This is a genomic window from Ochrobactrum teleogrylli (assembly GCF_006376685.1).
GTDB lineage: Bacteria > Pseudomonadota > Alphaproteobacteria > Rhizobiales > Rhizobiaceae > Brucella > Brucella teleogrylli.
In genome coordinates, this window is the sequence record NZ_VEWL01000005.1 from 156,963 (window position 1) to 175,772 (window position 18,810).

Below are 18,810 nucleotides of genomic sequence, written 5' to 3' on the forward strand. Positions count from 1 at the left end.
ACCGACTTTCTGCCAACAGGATTAATTTCAGACAGAAATCAATTTCCTGCAAGCCGCCGCGGCGATCATTTTATGTTCACGCGCGTAAAAATACGCGCCGCGGCCTGATGAGCCGCAGCGCGTGTATAAAAAGGCAACCCGATAGCGGATTAGAAGTCGTCGTTCTTTTCCGGAGCGACCAGACCTTCGATACCGGCCAGAAGCTCTTCTTCCGACATGCGGTCGAAAGACACGATGTCTTCCTCGGCAGCATCGGCAATGCCTTCAGCCAGTTCGTCGGACGACGAGGTGATCTGGGCAGGAGCAGCAGCTTCCGGCTCATCCACTTCCACATGCTTCTGCAGCGAGTGGATCAGGTCTTCCTTCAGATCGTCCGGCGAAAGCGTTTCGTCGGCGATTTCGCGCAACGCAACGACGGGGTTCTTATCATTGTCGCGGTCGACAGTGATCGAAGCGCCCTGGGAAATCTGGCGGGCGCGATGACCGGCGAGCAGAACCAGCTCGAATCGGTTCTCGACTTTGTCTACGCAGTCCTCAACAGTGACGCGGGCCATACACGGTCCCTTTCATTTTCGAACTTTAAACGGATTTTTTCAGCACATAACGCCTGTCGGGCGAAATTACAAGCCAAAGCGGGATTACAGGCGTTAAATAGCCTCAATCCGTTCATATACCCTCGATTTTTAACGATATACCGCATAATATCTCATCGCATTTCAAAATGGAACAATATTAAGCAGACCAAAATTCGTTCCCATATCGAAATTGCTACATTAGGTAAATTAGCTCACTAAAATAACAACCTATGGTTGCTTGTTTTTCTATAATATGTCCTTAGAAACGCTATAAACGCTATTGGTAGAAATATTTCGCCAGCCGACGTTTGTGAAACAAATCTGAATACGCGGTCGACGGTCCACACTCCCGTTAGGCTGTAGAGTGGATATATTGCACGATGTTCGATTCTCGTGAAAAAATTGCGCTTTTTATTGACGGCGCCAATTTATACGCAGCATCCAAGACCCTGGGCTTTGACATCGATTACCGCAAACTTCTGAAGGCGTTTCAGAAGCGCGGTTATTTGCTGCGCGCTTATTATTATACGGCGCTTGTTGAAGATCAGGAATATTCCTCGATCCGCCCACTGATCGACTGGCTGGATTATAACGGTTACAAGGTCGTCACCAAGGCCGCCAAGGAATTCACCGATTCGACCGGTCGCCGCAAGGTCAAGGGCAATATGGACATCGAACTCACCGTCGATGCCATGCAGCTGACCGACACGGTTGATCATTTCGTCATCTTCTCCGGCGACGGCGATTTCCGTTCGCTCGCAGAAGCCCTGCAGCGCAAGGGCCGCAAGGTTTCCGTCGTTTCGACGCTGACGACCCAGCCCGCGATGATCTCCGATGAACTGCGCCGTCAGGCCGATCATTTCATCGATCTTGTTTCACTGAAAGCTGAAATCGGTCGCGATCCTTCGGAGCGCGCGCCACGCCGCCAGGACGACGATCTCGAAGAGAATTATTGATATCGGTCAGGGTTCGATCCATGCACCAGCATGAATTTTGAGTCCTCCCGACGAATAATCCACTTTTCTACCTGAATCAAAAAGAGCGCCTGACGGCGCTCTTTTTCTTTGGAATGCGATCAGCCCCGGTCGCGGAGCAAGCGGGCCTTTTCGCGGCCCCAGTCGCGCTTCTTTTCCGTCTCGCGCTTGTCATGATTCTTTTTACCGCGCGCCACGGCCAGTTCCAGCTTCGCGCGTCCGCGATCGTTGAAATAGAGCTTCAACGGAACGACCGTCATACCGTCACGCGATACGGAGTTGAACAGGCGCGATGCTTCGCGGCTGCTCACCAGAAGTTTCCGCAAACGGCGCGGCTCGTGGTTGAAGCGATTGCCCTGCGTATATTCCGGAATATAAGAGTTGATCAGCCAGAACTCGCCATTCTCGAAGCTGGCATAGCTTTCAGCGATATTCGATTGATTGGCGCGCAGGGACTTCACCTCGGTGCCGGTCAAAACCAGACCAGCCTCGAGCGTGTCCAAAATCTCGAAATTGAAGCGCGCCTTGCGGTTTTCCGCGATGATCTTGCGTGCAGGGGAATTCTTCGGCTTGTTCATAACTGCACTATATAATGTGTTGCATTTAAAATGAAAACGCTCCCGCGACGGCGGGAGCGTAAAAATCAGCAGCTTGCAATTCTTTTAACGAGCAGCCACGCTAATGCCTGCTCAGTTGATGAGACCTGCATGCTTCATGGCGTGATCGATCTTCTCCGCCGTCGAAGCTTCGACCTGCACCATCGGCGAGCGCAGGCTGTTTTCGACGCGTCCAAGACGCGACAACGCATATTTCGGGCCAGACGGGTTCGGCTCGATGAACAGCGCCTTGTGCAGCGGCATCAGACGGTCCTGCAGTTCCAGCGCCTTGGCGAAATCGCCAGCCTGGCAGGCATCCTGAAACTCGGCGCATAGACGCGGCGCGATGTTCGACGTCACCGAAATGCACCCTACCCCGCCATGGGCGTTGAAGCCGAGCGCGGTCGCATCCTCGCCCGAAAGCTGGATGAAATCCTTGCCGCAGGTGCCACGCTGTTCTGAAACGCGCTCGATCTTGCCGGTCGCGTCCTTCACACCGATGATGTTCTTGTGATCGCGCACCAGAGCGCCCATCGTTTCCGGCGTCATGTCGATGACCGAACGGCCCGGAATATTGTAGATGATGAGCGGAATGGAGATCGAACGCGCAACCTGCGAGAAGTGTTCGTAAAGTCCACGCTGGGTCGGCTTATTGTAATAAGGGGTCACCACCAGCACGGCGTCGGCGCCAGCCTTTTCGGCATGCTGCGCGAGTTCAATCGCCTCCACAGTATTGTTCGAACCGGCACCTGCAATAACCGGCACGCGACCGGCGGCCACTTCGATGCAGACCTCGATGACGCGCTTGTGCTCGTCATGGGAAAGCGTCGGCGTTTCGCCGGTGGTGCCAACGGGAACGAGACCTTTGGTGCCCTCTTTTATCTGCCAGTCAACGAATGCACGAAAAGCTTTTTCATCGAACGCTCCTTCACGATCGAATGGCGTGACAAGCGCGGTAATTGAGCCCTTCAGCATCAGTAACTCCTGAAAAAGATAGACAGAACCTCAAACCGCAGGGGCGCTCGACCTCATATGCGGTTTGCGGAGGCGTTGAACAATAGTCTTGCAGCACGAATGGAGCAAGCACATTGCAAGCGGAAAACAGGGGTATTACGGCAGATTTGCGACGAAAATTCCGGCTTTATTCCAATGTTATCTTCGCTCATCCCGACAGCCCGTAAAGCCCGGTATTCCGCATGGCCGTTTCGCCGCCGTTTGCACTATCTTATAAAGCTTTTATTAATCATAGTTTCATTCCTTGGGGCCTATCCTTGACGACAAAATATGCGGGCGAAATGAAAGGCTAACAAAAGCCGAATTTTGCTAACATATTTTGCAGCAACCAAGTCCCGGCTGGCCGGATTTTTGTTTCAGAGTGCGGATGTCCAAAGAAGTCGTAGCGATCAGTATCAGACGAAAAGCCCTGCTTGCAGGATGCCTTATTGCGGTTGCCGTGCAGCCGTCGGCGTCGTTTGCGCAGTCGTCACTGCCGACCCAAGTGCCGACCCCGCTCGTGCGCCCGTTTGCGCCTGCCGCAGCACCGTCTCCGGCGTCGCCGATGAATCTCGTGACGCCAACGCCGCGTCCCACACCGCCCGATCCGGTTATCACCTCGTCATTCAGCCGCGTGGAAAACCCGGCGGCCATTGGCGGCACGCTGAAAAGCGGGCTTGATGCGCTTTATTCGAAAGATGTTGCAAGTGCGGTTGCCTTTCGCAACGGCATGCCACGCGGTTCGCTCGACCGGCAGATTCTGACCTGGGCCATTGCGACCTCGGGCGTCGAAGGCGTCACCAGCAGCGAAATCGCCGCTGCGACTGCCGAACTGCCCGGCTGGCCCGGCATTTCCACGCTTCAGCGCAATTCTGAACGCGCTCTATTCAAGGAAAACCCGCCTGCGGGAACCGTCATGGCGGCATTTGGCAGCCGTCGCCCGGTGACTACCGACGGCATGATCGTGCTCGCTCGCGCCTATGTCGGTATCGGCAATCCCGGCAAAGCCCGCGAACTCCTGTCTCCCTGGTGGGCAACGCAGCGCCTCTCGTCTGAAGACGAGCAGAAAGTGCTGAAGGAATTCAACGGCATCCTGACACGGGAAGACCATCAGCGGCGTTTTCTGCGCGCGATCTATAATGACCGTATGGCATCGGCAAAACTGCTTGCCGGTCCCGCGCAGGCCCAGTCGCTGTATAATGCTTTTGCAGCCGTCTCGCAGAAATCGCCCACCGCAGCGGCGACGATTGCCGCCGTGGACCGTTCATGGCAGGCGAATGCGGCCTATCAGTTTTTGAAGATTCGCTATCTGCGTCGCACTGAGCGCTATGATGACGCGACCGAGTTGATGCTGAAAGCGCCGCGTCAGGCAGCCATGCTGGTCGATCCGGACGCATGGTGGACCGAACGACGTATTCTGTCGCGCGAGTTGCTCGATCTCGGCAAGCCGCAACTGGCCTATAAGGTAGTCGCGGCCCATGCAGCCGAATCGCCAGCGGTTGCCGCCGAAGCGGAATTTCATGCTGGCTGGTATGCGCTCCGCGCGCTCAAGCAACCCAAGACTGCCGCACCGCATTTCGCCAGAATTGCCGAAATCTCCGCCCGTCCAATTTCCGCGTCCCGCGCCTATTATTGGCTCGGACGCGCTGCGGATGCGGGAAGCGGCGGCAATGCCCGTGATTTTTATCGTCGCTCGGCCCATTTCGGCACGACATTCTATGGCCAGCTTTCCGCAGCCAAGCTGGATGAAAAGGCGCCGGAACTGATCTATCCGAAGCCGACCGAGACGGATCGCGCGCGCTTTGCCAACCGCCATGCGGTGCAAGCCATCAAACGTCTCGAACAAATCGGTTATGCCACCAAGGCGACATCCATCTATACGCAGCTTTCGCAGGAACTCGACAGTGTCGGCGAACTGGCTTTGCTGGCCGTCATGGCAGAGCGCAACGAGAACCATTATCTGGCACTGCGTGTCGGCAAAACCGCAGCCCTGCGCGGGCTGGATGTGGGTGCGCTTTCGCATCCGCTCGGCGCCATTCCGGCCAGCGCCAATATCAGCGGCTCGGGCAAGGCGCTTGCCTATGCCATCGCGCGTCAGGAAAGCGAGTTCAATGTCGGCGCAGTTTCGAAGGCCGGTGCACGCGGACTGTTGCAGCTGATGCCTGCGACCGCCAAGAGCGTCGCAACACGCAACGGCATGGCCTTCTCCGCACCGCGCCTCACGAGCGACGCAGGCTATAACGCCACGCTCGGCGCACATTTCCTGGGTGAACAGCTCGACCGTTTCAACGGTTCCTATGTGCTGACTTTCGCCGGATATAATGCCGGACCGCGCCGCGCATCGGAATGGGTCGAGAAATATGGCGATCCGCGCGGCCAGTCGATTGAAGAGGTCGTGGACTGGATCGAGCGCATTCCCTATTCGGAAACGCGCAATTATGTGCAGCGCGTGATGGAAAATTACGAGGTCTATAAAGCGCGCCTGACCGGTTCCGCCGATATTGAAACCGATCTGGTTTACGGGCGCCGCTAGAGCGGTTCCGATTATGCGTCGGATTTTTTCGTAGGCTTTGCTTTCGGCTTGGCTGGAGCCTTCCTGGCTCTGGCTGGCCGTTTGGCCGCTGGCTTGATCGTGGTCTCCACAAGCCTTTCTGCCTGGCCGATCCAGTTTTCGCGCACGATTCGGCGCGGGAAACCGATGTGACGTTCGACCCATGCAGCTTCCCCATCCGACCAGTTTGCGATCTGGTCATAATGATAGACGCCAAGCCCATTCAGCATCGATTGAATAGCCTTGCCTATTCCGCTGATCGCGGTCAGTTCGTCTGCTTTGCCTTCGCGCGGCGCATCCAGCAGTTCCGGGCGGCCCGGATCTTCCGGCTCACTCTGTTCTTCCGGTTGGACCGGCTGCACCGGCAGCGGCCCGCCAACGACTTCGGCATCCGGCACAGGCGCTTTCTTCGGCGCGCTCGCCTTTACGGGCTTCTTGTCTTTCGTGAGCGGCGCGGTCACCGCCTCTTTCACAGGCGCGGGCTGAACCGGCTCCGGCTTCTCATCCACGGCTGGAGCCGAAAGCGCAGCCGCGACGATTGTGCGTTCCTCGTCGGTCATGGCCTTGTTCTTGCGTCGGAACAATCTGCCCAGAACGCATCCGACGATAAACGCCACTGCAACAAGGATCGCCAGTTGAATGATCAGCAACGGCATATCGGTTTCCCTCGTATTCTGTACTACGCGCCCTAACCTCTCGATTCGGCGCATTTTATTCTCCAGGCTCGCTTTGAAGCCCGCACAGCTCGCAATGGCGGCTCTATTTACGACCGCTCAGCCATCCGACAACGATCCCGATCAATACCGCCGCGAGAAGAACGGGCCAGAATGTTTCAGCAAGATAAAGCATCAAAACCTGCACTGGGTTTCATAGGTCAATTCCAATCCGTCAGTCATAATAAGAAAGCAAAAATTGAAACAGCGAAACTGTCATTTTCGAACAGGAAAGTCGCTGGATTAACCTACCGCAACGGAAGCTTTAATCCGCAGAATCACGGCTCAACCAAATCTGATGCCGCCAGTTTCAAATCGAATGGCAGCGGCTTGGACAAAATATCCGCCATCGACCGATATTGCTCAGCACTGGCCGCCTTCCCTTTTATCGAAAGCGATCCGTCCGTGATCGTTATCTCGCCACCGGCAAGTCCTTTGGTCAGAGAGAGCGCAAACAGGATGCCATCCGCAAATTGCGGCCAGCTGCCGCGCGCCAGCGCCATTTCATCGTCGAGCGTCAGGCCCGGTGCAGCCGCTTCCGCAGCCTCCATGATGCGGTCGCGCAAGGCGTTTTCAGGGATAGAGCCGGTGAAAACCAAACCGTCATTGCTCTTCTCTATCTTAAAAACATAAGGCGACGCGGCCGGCAGAACCGATGTGAGGTCGGTGATGTCGTTTACTCCCCACACAGCGCTCAATGCAGCACGTGCAGCATCTTGCGCTGCCGGGTCGGGCGCGATGCCCTTCAGGGTGACATCGCGGCCTTCAATATCAAAACCCGTCCAGACATAGGGCGCCAGCGCTTCGGAGGTGCGGCTGGAAATATCGGTCTGAACACGATCCACGCCGAACCACAGCGCCAGCGCCGTCAGTGTTGCGGTCCACGTTAGCCCCGGCCAGAACCAGCTTTTCATGTCGCCTCACCTTCCGTGTCTGTGATCCGCTTCGTCCGAGCGGCGCATTTCAATAGCTCGTTCGTACAAAGACAGGACATTCCACAAATGCAAGAGCCGTTCGAATCAGAGAACAACAAAAAACCCGGCAGCTGAGCTGCCGGGTTTCCTGTAACCAATCCGTAAAGGATTAGAACGAACGCTGGAAGCGGATGGTGCCGCCGATTGCGTCCTTTTCGGTGATGCCACCGTCATAGGCGCGCCAGTCGTTGCTGAAGCGGGTGTAGTTGATTTCTGGCGTAATGGTGAAGCCAGGAACCAGCTCGTAAGCAACGTTAGCAGCAATTGCGGTCTTGCCCCAATCGTCATGCGCGCCCTGAAGGTTGAAGACAGCCTTGTCGGTTGCCTTGAACTTCAGACCACCCCAGACAGCCCAATCGCCGCCCCACTGGCCGTACATCTGGTCCGGAGATTCTTCCGAAGCGTATGCACCCTGCAACCAGAGCGAGAAACGGTCGGTGATGTTGACGTCGCCGCGAACCTTGGCAGCCCACTCTTCGATGACCGAGTCGTAAGCTACGACGCCAGCGATCGAACCCCAGCCGCCAGCATACTTCAGGCCGCCAACAACGTGTGGCATGTAGCCGTCGATCGAATAGTCGTGGAAGCCATTCGAGAAACCGCCATCATCGTCGCCACCCTGTTCGAGAGCGATCACAGCCGAGAAGCCGTTGCCACCAGTGAAGGTGTACGAGATCTTGCCCGTGCGGTATGCGCCAGCCGAGACCACGTCATCATTGATGATGTCGCCGAGGTAGCCGGTGAAGGTGTGGAATTCCGACTCATCGATACCGACCTTCAGGCCGCCGAGTTCGATATAAGCGAACTGCAGCGTTACGTCAGAGCTGGTGCCGCCGAAAGCTTCCTCGCCGATTGGTGCCGTACCGCCGTAGTAACCGTCACGACGCGAGTTGCTCGACGAGTAGTTGAAACGGGTTTCGGTGAACGTCTTCAGGGTGCCGAGTTCGGTTTCCGAAGCGGTCGAGGTGCGGAGCGCGAAACGAGCCGACTTATCCCAACCTTCACGGTCCTGACCGGAATAAACGTTGTCGCCGCCCTTTACGTCGTAACGGACGTAACCATGGATGCGCAGGCAGGTTTCGGTGCCCGGGATGTAGAAGTAGCCAGCGCCGTATGCGTCGCAAACGCGAACATATTCAACGGCTTCGGGCTCTGGCGCGACGATTGCGTCGGCAGCCTGAGCGCCGGAAGCTGCAACCAGAGCTGCAGCGGAGCCGAGAAGAAGGCTCTTGATGTTCATTTCTGACCTCCAGTCAAAGTTAAAAACGGGTCTGGGCATTTTGATTTGGCTGAAGGACAACCTGTCCCCATCCCCTTGTGAAAAAGTCGCCCCGAAGCGCTCCTTCTTCTGGATGTGAAGATACTCGCCCGTTCCCTCGTTTCAACTGCGAATACGGCTTACCCGCCCCAGCAAGCCCTCTATGCAGAATGGTTGTTGCAGAAAAGACACGAAATTGTCAGCTTTGGTGGCCCTTCTTTAGAGTTTATTAACATTCCTAACCACGAATTAACCGATCTTAACGATTGAAAACGTACATTTTTTTAAGTTAAGCGCCAAAACAGCGTCGAGATTCTACCATTTGCCACCTGGGAACAGAAAGTGTCCTGCGGATGTCCGTAACTTGGTGATTCCTCTTGTGAGAGGCCGAATCTCTAATGTTCTGAATGGCATGATTGTGCGACGGACCAATGAAGAGCGCAAAGCCGAAACGCCGCAAATCAAGCCTGCACCATGGTTGCCTTATATATAATGCGTGTAATTCGCAGGAAATTTTACCAGCTGTTGCGTAAATCGCTTGAAATGCCTCGGCGTACCGGCTATCTCGCCCTTACCGGAGAGGTGGCCGAGTGGTCGAAGGCGCTCCCCTGCTAAGGGAGTAGACCTCATAAGGGTCTCGTGGGTTCGAATCCCATCCTCTCCGCCACTAGCTGCAGTCAGCTTTCCAACTCCTTCCCCAAAATCATCGATAGTATCGGCTCTTTGAGCCGTTTCTCGACGCATGTTCAGGCCGTGCGATGCGAGCGTTTTTTGACACCTTGAATCTCGAAAATACGTAACATACTGATTTATAGGTATTTTCTGGTTTCCCTCCGATTCTTGACTGGAGGTCAGAAATGAACATCAAGAGCCTTCTTCTCGGCTCCGCTGCAGCTCTGGTTGCAGCTTCCGGCGCTCAGGCTGCCGACGCAATCGTCGCGCCAGAGCCCGAAGCCGTTGAATATGTTCGCGTTTGCGACGCATACGGCGCTGGCTACTTCTACATCCCAGGCACCGAAACCTGCCTGCGCATCCATGGTTACGTCCGTTACGACGTAAAGGGCGGCGACAACGTCTACACCGGCGAAGACCGCAAGGGCTGGGACAAGGGCGCTCGTTTCGCGCTCCGCACCTCGACCGCTTCGGAAACCGAATACGGCACGCTGAAGACCTACACCGAAACCCGCTTCAACTACGGTGCAGCCAATTCCCGTCATGACGGTTATTACGGCGGCTACCAGTTTGACGAAGACACCGTCTGGGGTGGCGTTGGTTCCGACGTTGCTCTGCAGTTCGCTTACATCGAACTCGGCGGCCTGAAGGTCGGTATTGATGAGTCTGAATTCCAGACCTTCACCGGCTACCTCGGCGATGTCATCAACGATGACGTAGTCGCAGTTGGCGGCTATCGCACGGGCAAGATCTCGTACACCTTCACCGGCGGCAACGGCTTCTCGGCTGTGATCGCTCTTGAACAAGGTGACGACGGCTTCACCATCGACGGCTACATGCCGCACGTTGTTGGCGGCCTGAAGTATGCTGGCGGCTGGGGTTCGATCGCTGGCGTCGTAGCTTACGACTCGGTCATCGAAGAGTGGGCTGCCAAGGTTCGCGGCGACGTCAACATCACCGACCGTTTCTCGGTTTGGTTGCAGGGCGCGTACTCGTCGGAAGAATCTCCGCTGCAGATGTACGGCATGTGGGGCGGCGATTGGGCTGTCTGGGGTGGCCTGAAGTTCAAGGCAACCGACAAGGCTGTCATCAACATTCAGGGCGCGCATGACGACTGGGGCAAGACCGCAGTTACGGCCAACGTTGCTTACGAACTGGTTCCTGGCTTCACCATCACGCCAGAAGTTTCCTACACCAAGTTCGGCGGCGAATACCGTAATGTCGTTGACGAAGACAACGCTTTCGGCGGCATGGTCCGTTTCCAGCGTTCGTTCTAATCAGATCGAGCTTGAAACCAAAGGCGCCAGCGGGAAACCGCTGGCGTCTGCAATCGTAGAATCGTTGTTCACAGAGTTGTGAAACCACCCGCCTCGAAATGGGGATTTCGGCCGGTGGCGATGAGGGGAATTACCGAGAAACAGAAAGATGGGGACAAACGGGGGGCCTTAAACAAGGATCGCACCATGTCTCTGCATAAAATTAGCCTACTTATCTTGTGCTTCTTAAATTATTCCATTAGTTGTGCAGCCCGGAGAATGCCGGGGGGCGCAAAATGATAACTATTGGGGAAACCAAAGTCGGTTCTGGTGACAAGTACGCGCCAATCATCGACTACAATCTGAACTACGCATCCGACAGAAGCCAAAACCATCGCCTCGTGGAGAAATTCTCCATCGCTGAGTTGACGGGAAAATATATAAACATTCTGTGGGATGACGGCTCGCACAAGTATAATGTAAGGTCGTTTCTCGGCGAGATTGACGAAATTCTGAAGGGCGAACGCTTTTCAGGTTTCGATCAGGAAATGCTTGATTCCCTTATTGGCACGCTCCGTGAGCGCGGCAACAGCAATGCAACCATCAACAGAAAGATGGCTGCGCTGAGCAAGCTGCTGCGAAAGGCGCATAAAATGGGGGATATCTATAGTCTGCCGGAGTTCGTCCGACAGAAAGAACGGGTCGGACGCATCCGTTTCCTCGAATATGAGGAAGAAAAGCGCCTGTTCGCCGCGATTAAATCGCGCTGCGAAGACAGTTTCCGTCTTGCTGTATTTCTGGTTGATTCGGGCTGCCGTCTTGGCGAAGCCATCGGTTTGACCTGGAACGATTTGCAGGACCATCGCGTCACCTTCTGGCTCACCAAATCCAACAGAAGCCGTACTGTTCCCCTCACCCGCCGTGCTGCAAAGGCAACGAAGATCGCACATGAGCGCCTCAAAGGCCCATTCTCGATGCTCAATCAGGTTCGGTTCCGCCAGATCTGGAACGAAGCCAAGATGGAAGTCGGCCTGGGCACTGACGATCAGGTCGTACCGCATATTCTGCGCCATACCTGTGCTTCGCGCCTCGTTCGCGGCGGGATTGATATTCGCCGTGTGCAGATGTGGCTGGGCCATCAGACGCTGCAAATGACAATGCGATATGCGCATCTGGCTACGCATGATCTCGATTCCTGTGTGAAAGTGCTGGAGATTCACTAGAGCTTTCCGACCAACGCCGGAGCGCCGACAGGGACAAATCGGGACACACCTGATTTCGATTACGCCAAGAGGCGCGATTCGTTGGTAAAGAAAAAGCGATCGAATTATTGCCACACCCACGCGGTCCTTCGTAGACTTGTAATATAACGTTCTAAAGCATGCTGTTCGTCTTCTCGCGACAGCACTGGACACGGAACTTTCCGCATCGGCCTCCATTTTCATCCGCCATTGTTGTTCGGAAGCGGAACGCACCAACTTAATCGAGCGATGCGAATTTCTTCAGTCCTTACGGCCACGCATTCTTCTGTGGTTTCCGCTTTGCGTCGGGCACGCCTTAGCCGGCCAGTGTTTGAAAACACACTCCGAAAAAGCGGCCCTCGCCTTTCCTACTATGGCACCTCGAACCTTTATCGATCGCCTTCGTCAAAACGACACGACGGAACACGCCGCACAGCTGATCGCAATGAACCTCGCATCAACAGTACCCGATTGAAAATCCGGGATCGTCAACGCTTTCTCAGCTAAATGAAAGTGATGCGTTGACCACATCACGAATGCCGCCAACCCTGATCACCTATTTTCATAACCAGCAAATGGACCGCTAAACACGCCTTTCTCACCATTCTGGTGGAACCGACGGGCAGGTCTTGCTATGCCTGATTATCGGGAGGACGAACGGCCATGCGGCAGCAGCTGCGGACCATCTCGCCCGACCGAGCCGCGTTCATTGCCTGACGGAAAGCTGACTGGATATCGCCATGGGATCACCCCGCCTCACGCCTCTTGTGGAAAAGCTGCCTTCAACCGTGCCGTTTGTCGGCCCCGAAACGCTGGAATTGCAGCGCGGCAAACCGTTCAAGGCCCGCATTGGCGCCAATGAGAGTAGTTTCGGCCCAGCACCTTCGGTGATCGAAGCGATGCAGCGCGAAGCTGCAGAGGTCTGGAAATATGGTGACCCGGAAAATTACGAACTGCGCCATACCATCGCCGGGCATCACGGCTTGAAAGCCGAGAATATCATGCCTGGTGCTGGCGTCGACGCCCTACTTGGTCTGGTCGTTCGCCAGTATGTTCAAGAGGGTGACAAGGTCATCAACTCACTCGGCGGCTATCCGACCTTCAATTATCACGTCGCAGGTTATGGCGGCGCGTTAGTGACGGTGCCTTATCGCAATGATAAATCGGATCTGGATGGCCTGCTCGCTACTGCAAAGCGCGAGAATGCAGCCATCGTCTATGTGGCCAACCCGGATAACCCGATGGGGACCTGGCACGAAGGCGCCGACATTCAGTCATTCATCGACGGGATTCCGGAAACGACGATGCTCATTCTGGATGAAGCCTATTGCGAGACCGGACCGGATTCGGCCTTCCCACCTTTCGAAGCAGATCGCCCAAATATTCTGCGTATGCGCACCTTCTCCAAGGCCTACGGTTTGGCGGGCATTCGCTGCGGTTATGTCGTCGGCAGCTCTGAAGCGATCCGCTCATTCGACAAAATCCGCGACCATTTCGCCGTCAACCGTGTCGCGCAGGCAGCAGCTATCGCAGCGCTGAAAGATCAGGCCTATCTCAAGGACGTTGTCGGCAAAATCCATGCCGGTCGCGACCGTATCGCTGCCATTGCCGCGGCCAATGGCTTGAGCGCCATCCCTTCGGCAACCAATTTCGTGGCTATTGACTGTGGACGCGATGCAGCCTTCGCCTCCGCCATTATGAATGGACTGATCGCGCGCGATGTTTTCGTGCGTAAGCCCGGCGCACCGGTTCTCGACCGCTGCATTCGCGTGAGCGTGGGAATCGACGAGCAGCTGGATGTCTTCGAAGCCGCCCTGCCCGGCGCATTGGAAGATGCCCGCCAGTCCGTCAAAAGCACCGAAACCGTTTGAACAGCGAGCCATCATGTCCAGTTTATTGAATGGCAGACCCTATAACGTTCTTTTCAGCACGCTCGGTGGCCTTTGCGGCGCGCTGGCAATTGCTGCCTATGCGGGCGCTGCCCATGGGGGTGAAAACCACCTCGGCAGCATAGCACCTTTGCTTCTGGGGCACGCGCCAGCCCTGTTCGTGCTGGCCCTATTGGCACCTGCAAGCCGCGCAGCCATGATCGGCGGCGCACTTCTGGTCGTAGGCCTTGCACTCTTCTGCGGTGATCTTTTCATGCGCGATATCACCGGCAATCGGCTGTTCCCCCTTGCCGCGCCGACAGGCGGAAGCCTGATGATTCTTGGCTGGCTCGGTGTTGCGCTGACCGGCTGGTTTTCACGACAAAAATAAAGGGCCTCACGGCCCCTTTTTCTTAAAGTGTGTCGCATTCAGTCATATTCACGCGACACATTTTAAGCTTTTGTTTTTACGCATGTCTCCCGAAACTGGTTCCCACTTCGGGAGACATGCTTTAGATCAGGAATTGCCCTTGAGGCGTGCATTGCAAAGGCTGTAATAGCCGCCGCCCTTCTGCACCCACTTCAGGCCGCCAAGTGCATTGGCATCCTTCAATGCGTGATACTGCTCAAGGCAGGTGTGCATGCGCGCCTTGCCAGCCGATTCATTCGAATATTTCGCAGAAACGGCAGTTGGGAACTTCACGCCCTTTGGAGCCGCGACGGTTGGTGCAGCAGGTTCGCTATTGCCATCCGTGCTGAGCGCAACCGGATCGGCACCAGCGCCGCATTCGGCCTTACGGAAATCGTTCCACTTCACGCCACCATCTGTGCCTGCGTCCTTGGCAGCCTGATATTTGGCGCTGCACTGCTTCATCGTCAGGCCCTTGGCGCTGTCATCAGCGGCAGGAGCTGCCGTTTTTGCAGCCTTGGCGGCTGGCGCTGCTGCGGCAGGTGCCGCCGGAGCAGCTGCGGTATCGTCGTCGCCGCACTGCGCTTTGCGGAAGTCGTTCCACTTCAGATTGCCGAGCGTTCCGGCGTCTTTGGCGGCCTGATACTTGGTGCTACATTCCTTCATCGTCAACGCGCTTGCAGGCGACGAGAAGGTAAAAGCCGCTGCACCCATAATGATGGCGGTGCCTGCCAAAGCTGTGATGGTTCGAATGGACATTGCGTCACTCCCTATCGAATACGGCCCCTTGGATCGCGAGACACCGGATTGATGCTTCCCGACCGATCTCTATTGCATATGCAGGGATTCTATATTCCTCAGCATATGCCGGAATTAAGAAGAACGCAGGCCCAACCTGTTGCTCCTGTTCATTCCTTTTCCGCGCCAACATTGCTCCTGGCAAAATTGACTGTCAATCGTTTGCTTAATATTACAGGCTCTGGCAATACAAATTTTCTAACGATCATTTTCGGCCCGTTATGGTTACCACCTTCATAGTAACGACATAGTAACGTCATCAAATTGACCCCATTCTATTTAAGCAGAAACTGCATTAAGGACGGTGGACGATGCCACAGCGTATCATGATTATCGGTGGCGCCGGTTCAGGAAAATCGACGCTGGCGCGGGAACTGGGCCAGATGCTGGACCTGCCGGTCATCCACATCGACACCATCTACTGGCAGCCCGGCTGGGTGATGCGTTCGCTGGATGAAATCGCGCGTCTGACAAAGGAAGCGGCGGATGGCGAGGCTTGGGTCTTTGAAGGCAATCATAGCCATACCATGCCCTATCGCGCCTCACGCGCCGACATGCTCATCTTTCTCGACATTTCGACGGGCCGCCGCCTCTGGCGGGTCATCAGGCGCATCGCGAAATATCATGGCCGCACCCGACCGGATATGGGCGAAGGCTGCCCGGAGCGTTTTGACTGGGATTTCATCAAATGGGTGGTCGATTATCGCAAAAATGGGCGGATTCGCGCCGTGAAATTCATGGAAGAGCCCCCAAATCACCTCATAAAGCGCCATTTACGCGAGCCCCGCGAAGTGGACGCTTTTCTCGACAGCATTCGTCGCGAAACAAAACAAAAGCAAACCAACCATAAAAAGTAGCGAGCCGATAAAGGCAGGCGTAAAATAGCAATATTGCAAATGATGCCAAGGCGCTCTGGCACTGCTATATTCCATGCGTCTCCCAAGACTTGACGCTCGTGTACGATCATCGCAACAACGACCCTATCGGCACAGCGCAATCATCTGTTAAACGAGCGCCGGACCCAATCCGGCTTTTGACTTTTGAGCCGGTTTCCCGGCTCTCGCTGCTGGAGTCCGAACGTGGCCAATATCGCAGATAGCGCCGCTCCGCTTGCCGGTGTGCCCAATACAATGAGCCACGACCGTCATCGCCTCTACGAAGACGCGATGGCCATGCTCATTGGCACGTCGTTCATCGCGCTCGGAATCAATCTCTACAGTCATGCAACTTTGATGACCGGCAGCACCGCCGGTATCGCCCTTCTCATTCACTATGCGACGGGCACAAATTTCGGCCTTCTCTATTTCCTGATCAACCTGCCGTTCTATTATTTTGCCATCCGGCGCATGGGATGGCCATTCACGATCCGCACCTTCGTTGCGGTCGGCATGTTGTCGGGTTTTGCATGGCTGATACCGCAGAGCGTCGATTTCAGCACGGTCAATCCGCTGTTTGCAGCGCTGATGGGCGGCACCTTGATGGGAATGGGTGTGTTGGCACTTTTCCGCCACCGCTCCGGCGTCGGCGGCGTCAATATTCTGGCGCTCTATCTCCAGGACGCTTATAAAATTCGGGCGGGCTGGTTTCAGCTCGGCCTTGATCTGGTGATCATGCTGGCATCACTGTTCTTCATCCCGTGGCAGAACATGGCGCTGTCCCTGCTGGGCGCAGTGGCGATGAACCTCATCATCGCGATCAATCACAAGCCGGGCCGCTATCTCGGCATGAGCTGATGCACAAAAGCCGCCTTCGAAGGCGGCTTTTGTTTCCGGTCATGACTTTCGCAGTATCAGTGCGTGGTCATCCATTCGCGTGCATCGCGAAGGGCTGCAGCCAGTTCAGTCTTGCTCATTGTAGCGGCAACCTGATTGCGCATCCGGGCGGCCTTCTCGTTGCCGCGAATGGCAGCGATGTTGAGCCACTTATGGGCTGCGACCACGTCGATCTCGCAATCACGACCGATTGCAAACTTCATGCCCATTTCCAGAAGAATGCGGTCCTGCGAGGCGATCTTTTGCTGCTGCGTAAAGCTCTGAAACTGTGCCATTTTTCTTTGTCCCTGTTAAATCCCGAGAACCGTCCGGTCTTTCTTTCGTGGCGGTTGCTACCGCTTTGAAAACGCCGTCTCTGTCGTTCCGTTCATGATGTCGAGAATAGAGCTCAGGGCTGAAATGCGCGTTAAACCAGATGCTTAACGTCTGACCAACAAAATCCCAACAAGGTGTAAACTTGGGATTTTGTTAAACATCCAAGCCTCGCGGATTGCTGGGTTTTTCCAAAAATTCAATTCAAATCCGCTCGGTGCATGGAAACCGGATGATAACCATAGGACAAACGCTGTCCGTCGGATTGGTGCATTTCGACGTTTACACATGCGCAGAGAATCCCTTCACCAACGCTCCCGCGAGAGTGAAAATTCCACTTCCGCTCTTGCGAAATCTCGTTTACGTTTACGTTTGCGTAAGTCGTGGCGATTGGGGGAGAACACTGTCGTCTTGCAAAACCGGCGCAATCCGAGGCTTTGCGATCAGGCAAAGGCCCCGGTTACGGCGACCACAGCAAATGAACGAAGCGGTTTGCGCCATATCCCGATGGAGCGGGACTGGCGCACATTGGGAGGAATGAATGATCCGCACTCTTATTCTTGGAATGACACTTGCAGCCAGTTTCGCCGCGTCCGCCTTGGCGGAGGAAGGCATTGTGGGCAGCTGGAAGCGCCCGAACGGTACCATCATCAGCTATGCGTCCTGCGGCGGCAACAAATTCTGCGGCACGGTCATGACCGGCGAGTACAAGGGCAAGTCCATCGGCACCATGTCCGGCACGGGTGGCAGCTACAAGGGCGAAGTCAACAAGCTCGACGAAGGCAAGACCTATACGGGCAAGGCATCGGTGAAGGGCAACACACTATCGCTGTCGGGATGCGTACTCGGCGGCCTGATCTGCAAGAGCGAAAGCCTGACGCGCCAATAATCGCGGCGGCAACAGTCACCAAACGAAAAGGGCGGCCTGAATAGCCGCCCTTTCCTTTTATTCCGCGTTTAGCGCGCTTTCTGGCCGAAGAGAATCTTCTGCGCTTCCTTGTCGTTAGCGAGATTGGATTTTTCGCGCTCTTCCTTACCGACAAGCAGACCGCGCGCGACGGCCGGACGCGCGTTCATGGTTTCATGCCAGCGCTTCACGTTCGGGAAATCATCGAGGTTCTGCTCGTAGTTCTTGAAAGCATTCACCCAGCCGATACTGGCCATATCCGCGATGGAATATTCGCCGGTGATATAATCCTTGCCTTCGAGCTGACGGTTCAGCACGCCATAAAGACGGTTGACCTCATTGGTATAGCGGTCGATGCCATACTGCACCTTTTCCGGCGCATAGAGACGGAAGTGCCCCGCCTGCCCGGACATCGGCCCCAGCCCGCCCATCTGCCACATCAGCCATTCGTCGACGGCCACGCGCTTGCGTTCGTCAGTCGGGTAAAACTTACCGAACTTACGTCCAAGATATTGGAGAATAGCGCCGGATTCGAAAACCGAGATCGGTTCGCCGCCCGGACCTTCAGGATCGATGATAGCTGGCATGCGGTTGTTTGGGGCAATCTTCAAGAAGTCCGGTTTGAACTGGTCGCCCTTGCCGATATTGACATATTTGACCTCGTAAGGAACGCCCAGTTCCTCCAGCATGATGCTGATTTTGACGCCATTCGGCGTTGGCCAATAGTACAGCTCGATAGGCTTTGTCTGTTCAACCATGGGCTTTCTCCAACTCGTTCGAATGTGTGCAGCAGATTTGTGCGGGAGGCGTCCCGCGTTCCAATGATGGGAAACATAAGACCCATTTCGACAGGCACAAGACCAATCCGGCGCATTTAACGGAACATCAATATTTTTGAACCGCACATGAACGACCGTATCAGCTGCGGTTCAGGCGCGCTC

General features: G+C 55.5%; 18 protein-coding genes and 1 tRNA gene. 10 read left to right on the plus strand and 9 right to left on the minus strand.

The window, feature by feature from the left end; translation table 11 throughout:
- Positions 1 to 149: 149 nt before the first annotated feature.
- Positions 150 to 554 carry a DNA-directed RNA polymerase subunit omega gene (gene rpoZ, locus FIC94_RS10670; protein ID WP_109368641.1) on the minus strand — a complete coding sequence of 135 codons (405 nt, stop codon included), beginning with the start codon at positions 552 to 554 and terminating at the stop codon, positions 150 to 152.
- Positions 555 to 955: 401 nt separating this feature from the next.
- On the opposite strand from rpoZ, the gene FIC94_RS10675 reads away from it, so the two are divergent.
- A complete protein-coding gene (locus tag FIC94_RS10675; RefSeq protein ID WP_109368640.1) occupies positions 956 to 1,531 on the plus strand; it encodes a LabA-like NYN domain-containing protein in 576 nt (191 codons plus the stop codon).
- Positions 1,532 to 1,650: 119 nt separating this feature from the next.
- Here the strand turns inward: FIC94_RS10675 and smpB are convergent, their stop codons facing one another.
- Together smpB and dapA are read right to left on the minus strand one after the other, a co-directional pair.
- Positions 1,651 to 2,127 (minus strand): SsrA-binding protein SmpB, encoded by a 477-nt coding sequence (gene smpB / locus FIC94_RS10680; protein ID WP_109368639.1) that lies wholly within the window; start codon positions 2,125 to 2,127, stop codon positions 1,651 to 1,653.
- Positions 2,128 to 2,238: 111 nt separating this feature from the next.
- Positions 2,239 to 3,120, minus strand: coding sequence for a 4-hydroxy-tetrahydrodipicolinate synthase (gene dapA, locus FIC94_RS10685; protein ID WP_109368638.1), 882 nt, complete (start codon positions 3,118 to 3,120; stop codon positions 2,239 to 2,241).
- Between the two features lie 406 nt (positions 3,121 to 3,526).
- Here dapA and FIC94_RS10690 point away from each other — a divergent pair, with 406 nt between their 5' ends.
- On the plus strand, positions 3,527 to 5,671 hold the full coding sequence (locus FIC94_RS10690; RefSeq protein WP_140024849.1) for a lytic transglycosylase domain-containing protein: 2,145 nt from the start codon (positions 3,527 to 3,529) through the stop codon (positions 5,669 to 5,671).
- 11 nt (positions 5,672 to 5,682) lie between these two features.
- On the opposite strand, the gene FIC94_RS10695 is transcribed toward FIC94_RS10690, so the two are convergent.
- The 3 genes from FIC94_RS10695 to FIC94_RS10705 all read right to left on the minus strand — a co-directional run bounded on the left by FIC94_RS10695 (position 5,683) and on the right by FIC94_RS10705 (position 8,616).
- Positions 5,683 to 6,345, minus strand: coding sequence for a helix-hairpin-helix domain-containing protein (locus tag FIC94_RS10695; protein WP_140024850.1), 663 nt, complete (start codon positions 6,343 to 6,345; stop codon positions 5,683 to 5,685).
- A 335-nt stretch (positions 6,346 to 6,680) separates the two neighbouring features.
- Positions 6,681 to 7,316, minus strand: a complete 636-nt coding sequence (locus FIC94_RS10700) for a BON domain-containing protein (RefSeq protein ID WP_140024851.1) — start codon at positions 7,314 to 7,316, stop codon at positions 6,681 to 6,683.
- Positions 7,317 to 7,485: 169 nt separating this feature from the next.
- On the minus strand, positions 7,486 to 8,616 hold the full coding sequence (locus FIC94_RS10705) for a porin (protein WP_140024852.1): 1,131 nt from the start codon (positions 8,614 to 8,616) through the stop codon (positions 7,486 to 7,488).
- Positions 8,617 to 9,210: 594 nt separating this feature from the next.
- Between FIC94_RS10705 and FIC94_RS10710 the strand changes: the two genes are divergently transcribed.
- From FIC94_RS10710 to FIC94_RS10730, 5 genes are all read left to right on the plus strand, one after another.
- Positions 9,211 to 9,301: transfer RNA gene (locus tag FIC94_RS10710), tRNA-Ser, on the plus strand.
- A gap of 190 nt (positions 9,302 to 9,491) precedes the next feature.
- The gene (locus FIC94_RS10715) at positions 9,492 to 10,583 is read left to right on the plus strand and encodes a porin (RefSeq protein ID WP_140024853.1); all 1,092 of its coding nucleotides are present in this window, start codon (positions 9,492 to 9,494) and stop codon (positions 10,581 to 10,583) included.
- A gap of 275 nt (positions 10,584 to 10,858) precedes the next feature.
- Positions 10,859 to 11,785 carry a tyrosine-type recombinase/integrase gene (locus tag FIC94_RS10720; protein WP_109368632.1) on the plus strand — a complete coding sequence of 309 codons (927 nt, stop codon included), beginning with the start codon at positions 10,859 to 10,861 and terminating at the stop codon, positions 11,783 to 11,785.
- 758 nt (positions 11,786 to 12,543) lie between these two features.
- Positions 12,544 to 13,674: a pyridoxal phosphate-dependent aminotransferase gene (locus FIC94_RS10725; RefSeq protein WP_140024854.1), complete on the plus strand. Its 1,131-nt coding sequence runs from the start codon at positions 12,544 to 12,546 to the stop codon at positions 13,672 to 13,674.
- A gap of 13 nt (positions 13,675 to 13,687) precedes the next feature.
- Complete coding sequence (locus tag FIC94_RS10730; RefSeq protein ID WP_140024855.1) at positions 13,688 to 14,062, plus strand: DUF423 domain-containing protein; 375 nt, start codon at positions 13,688 to 13,690, stop codon at positions 14,060 to 14,062.
- A 126-nt stretch (positions 14,063 to 14,188) separates the two neighbouring features.
- Here FIC94_RS10730 and FIC94_RS10735 read toward each other — a convergent pair whose 3' ends face one another.
- On the minus strand, positions 14,189 to 14,839 hold the full coding sequence (locus FIC94_RS10735) for an antifreeze protein (RefSeq protein WP_140024856.1): 651 nt from the start codon (positions 14,837 to 14,839) through the stop codon (positions 14,189 to 14,191).
- 350 nt (positions 14,840 to 15,189) lie between these two features.
- Between FIC94_RS10735 and FIC94_RS10740 the strand changes: the two genes are divergently transcribed.
- Together FIC94_RS10740 and FIC94_RS10745 are read left to right on the plus strand one after the other, a co-directional pair.
- On the plus strand, positions 15,190 to 15,735 hold the full coding sequence (locus FIC94_RS10740) for a P-loop NTPase family protein (protein ID WP_140024857.1): 546 nt from the start codon (positions 15,190 to 15,192) through the stop codon (positions 15,733 to 15,735).
- A gap of 222 nt (positions 15,736 to 15,957) precedes the next feature.
- Complete coding sequence (locus FIC94_RS10745; protein ID WP_140024858.1) at positions 15,958 to 16,611, plus strand: YitT family protein; 654 nt, start codon at positions 15,958 to 15,960, stop codon at positions 16,609 to 16,611.
- Positions 16,612 to 16,667: 56 nt separating this feature from the next.
- Here the strand turns inward: FIC94_RS10745 and FIC94_RS10750 are convergent, their stop codons facing one another.
- Entirely contained in the window at positions 16,668 to 16,925 is a 258-nt protein-coding gene (locus FIC94_RS10750) for a hypothetical protein (protein WP_109368626.1), read from the minus strand.
- Positions 16,926 to 17,503: 578 nt separating this feature from the next.
- Between FIC94_RS10750 and FIC94_RS10755 the strand changes: the two genes are divergently transcribed.
- Positions 17,504 to 17,851 carry a DUF2147 domain-containing protein gene (locus FIC94_RS10755; protein ID WP_140024859.1) on the plus strand — a complete coding sequence of 116 codons (348 nt, stop codon included), beginning with the start codon at positions 17,504 to 17,506 and terminating at the stop codon, positions 17,849 to 17,851.
- A gap of 68 nt (positions 17,852 to 17,919) precedes the next feature.
- On the opposite strand, the gene FIC94_RS10760 is transcribed toward FIC94_RS10755, so the two are convergent.
- Positions 17,920 to 18,627 carry a glutathione S-transferase N-terminal domain-containing protein gene (locus tag FIC94_RS10760; protein WP_109368624.1) on the minus strand — a complete coding sequence of 236 codons (708 nt, stop codon included), beginning with the start codon at positions 18,625 to 18,627 and terminating at the stop codon, positions 17,920 to 17,922.
- Positions 18,628 to 18,810: the final 183 nt, after the last annotated feature.

Excerpts from the sequence above, each read along its gene's own strand:
- FIC94_RS10690 (WP_140024849.1), top strand. The coding sequence starts at position 3,527 with ATGTCCAAAGAAGTCGTAGCGATCAGTATCAGACGAAAAGCCCTGCTT.
- FIC94_RS10755 (WP_140024859.1), top strand. The coding sequence starts at position 17,504 with ATGATCCGCACTCTTATTCTTGGAATGACACTTGCAGCCAGTTTCGCC.
- FIC94_RS10700 (WP_140024851.1), bottom strand. The coding sequence starts at position 7,316 with ATGAAAAGCTGGTTCTGGCCGGGGCTAACGTGGACCGCAACACTGACG.
- FIC94_RS10740 (WP_140024857.1), top strand. The coding sequence starts at position 15,190 with ATGCCACAGCGTATCATGATTATCGGTGGCGCCGGTTCAGGAAAATCG.
- FIC94_RS10725 (WP_140024854.1), top strand. The coding sequence starts at position 12,544 with ATGGGATCACCCCGCCTCACGCCTCTTGTGGAAAAGCTGCCTTCAACC.
- FIC94_RS10750 (WP_109368626.1), bottom strand. The coding sequence starts at position 16,925 with ATGGCACAGTTTCAGAGCTTTACGCAGCAGCAAAAGATCGCCTCGCAG.
- FIC94_RS10675 (WP_109368640.1), top strand. The coding sequence starts at position 956 with ATGTTCGATTCTCGTGAAAAAATTGCGCTTTTTATTGACGGCGCCAAT.
- rpoZ (WP_109368641.1), bottom strand. The coding sequence starts at position 554 with ATGGCCCGCGTCACTGTTGAGGACTGCGTAGACAAAGTCGAGAACCGA.
- FIC94_RS10730 (WP_140024855.1), top strand. The coding sequence starts at position 13,688 with ATGTCCAGTTTATTGAATGGCAGACCCTATAACGTTCTTTTCAGCACG.
- FIC94_RS10760 (WP_109368624.1), bottom strand. The coding sequence starts at position 18,627 with ATGGTTGAACAGACAAAGCCTATCGAGCTGTACTATTGGCCAACGCCG.
- FIC94_RS10715 (WP_140024853.1), top strand. The coding sequence starts at position 9,492 with ATGAACATCAAGAGCCTTCTTCTCGGCTCCGCTGCAGCTCTGGTTGCA.
- FIC94_RS10720 (WP_109368632.1), top strand. The coding sequence starts at position 10,859 with ATGATAACTATTGGGGAAACCAAAGTCGGTTCTGGTGACAAGTACGCG.
- smpB (WP_109368639.1), bottom strand. The coding sequence starts at position 2,127 with ATGAACAAGCCGAAGAATTCCCCTGCACGCAAGATCATCGCGGAAAAC.
- FIC94_RS10695 (WP_140024850.1), bottom strand. The coding sequence starts at position 6,345 with ATGCCGTTGCTGATCATTCAACTGGCGATCCTTGTTGCAGTGGCGTTT.
- FIC94_RS10735 (WP_140024856.1), bottom strand. The coding sequence starts at position 14,839 with ATGTCCATTCGAACCATCACAGCTTTGGCAGGCACCGCCATCATTATG.
- FIC94_RS10705 (WP_140024852.1), bottom strand. The coding sequence starts at position 8,616 with ATGAACATCAAGAGCCTTCTTCTCGGCTCCGCTGCAGCTCTGGTTGCA.
- dapA (WP_109368638.1), bottom strand. The coding sequence starts at position 3,120 with ATGCTGAAGGGCTCAATTACCGCGCTTGTCACGCCATTCGATCGTGAA.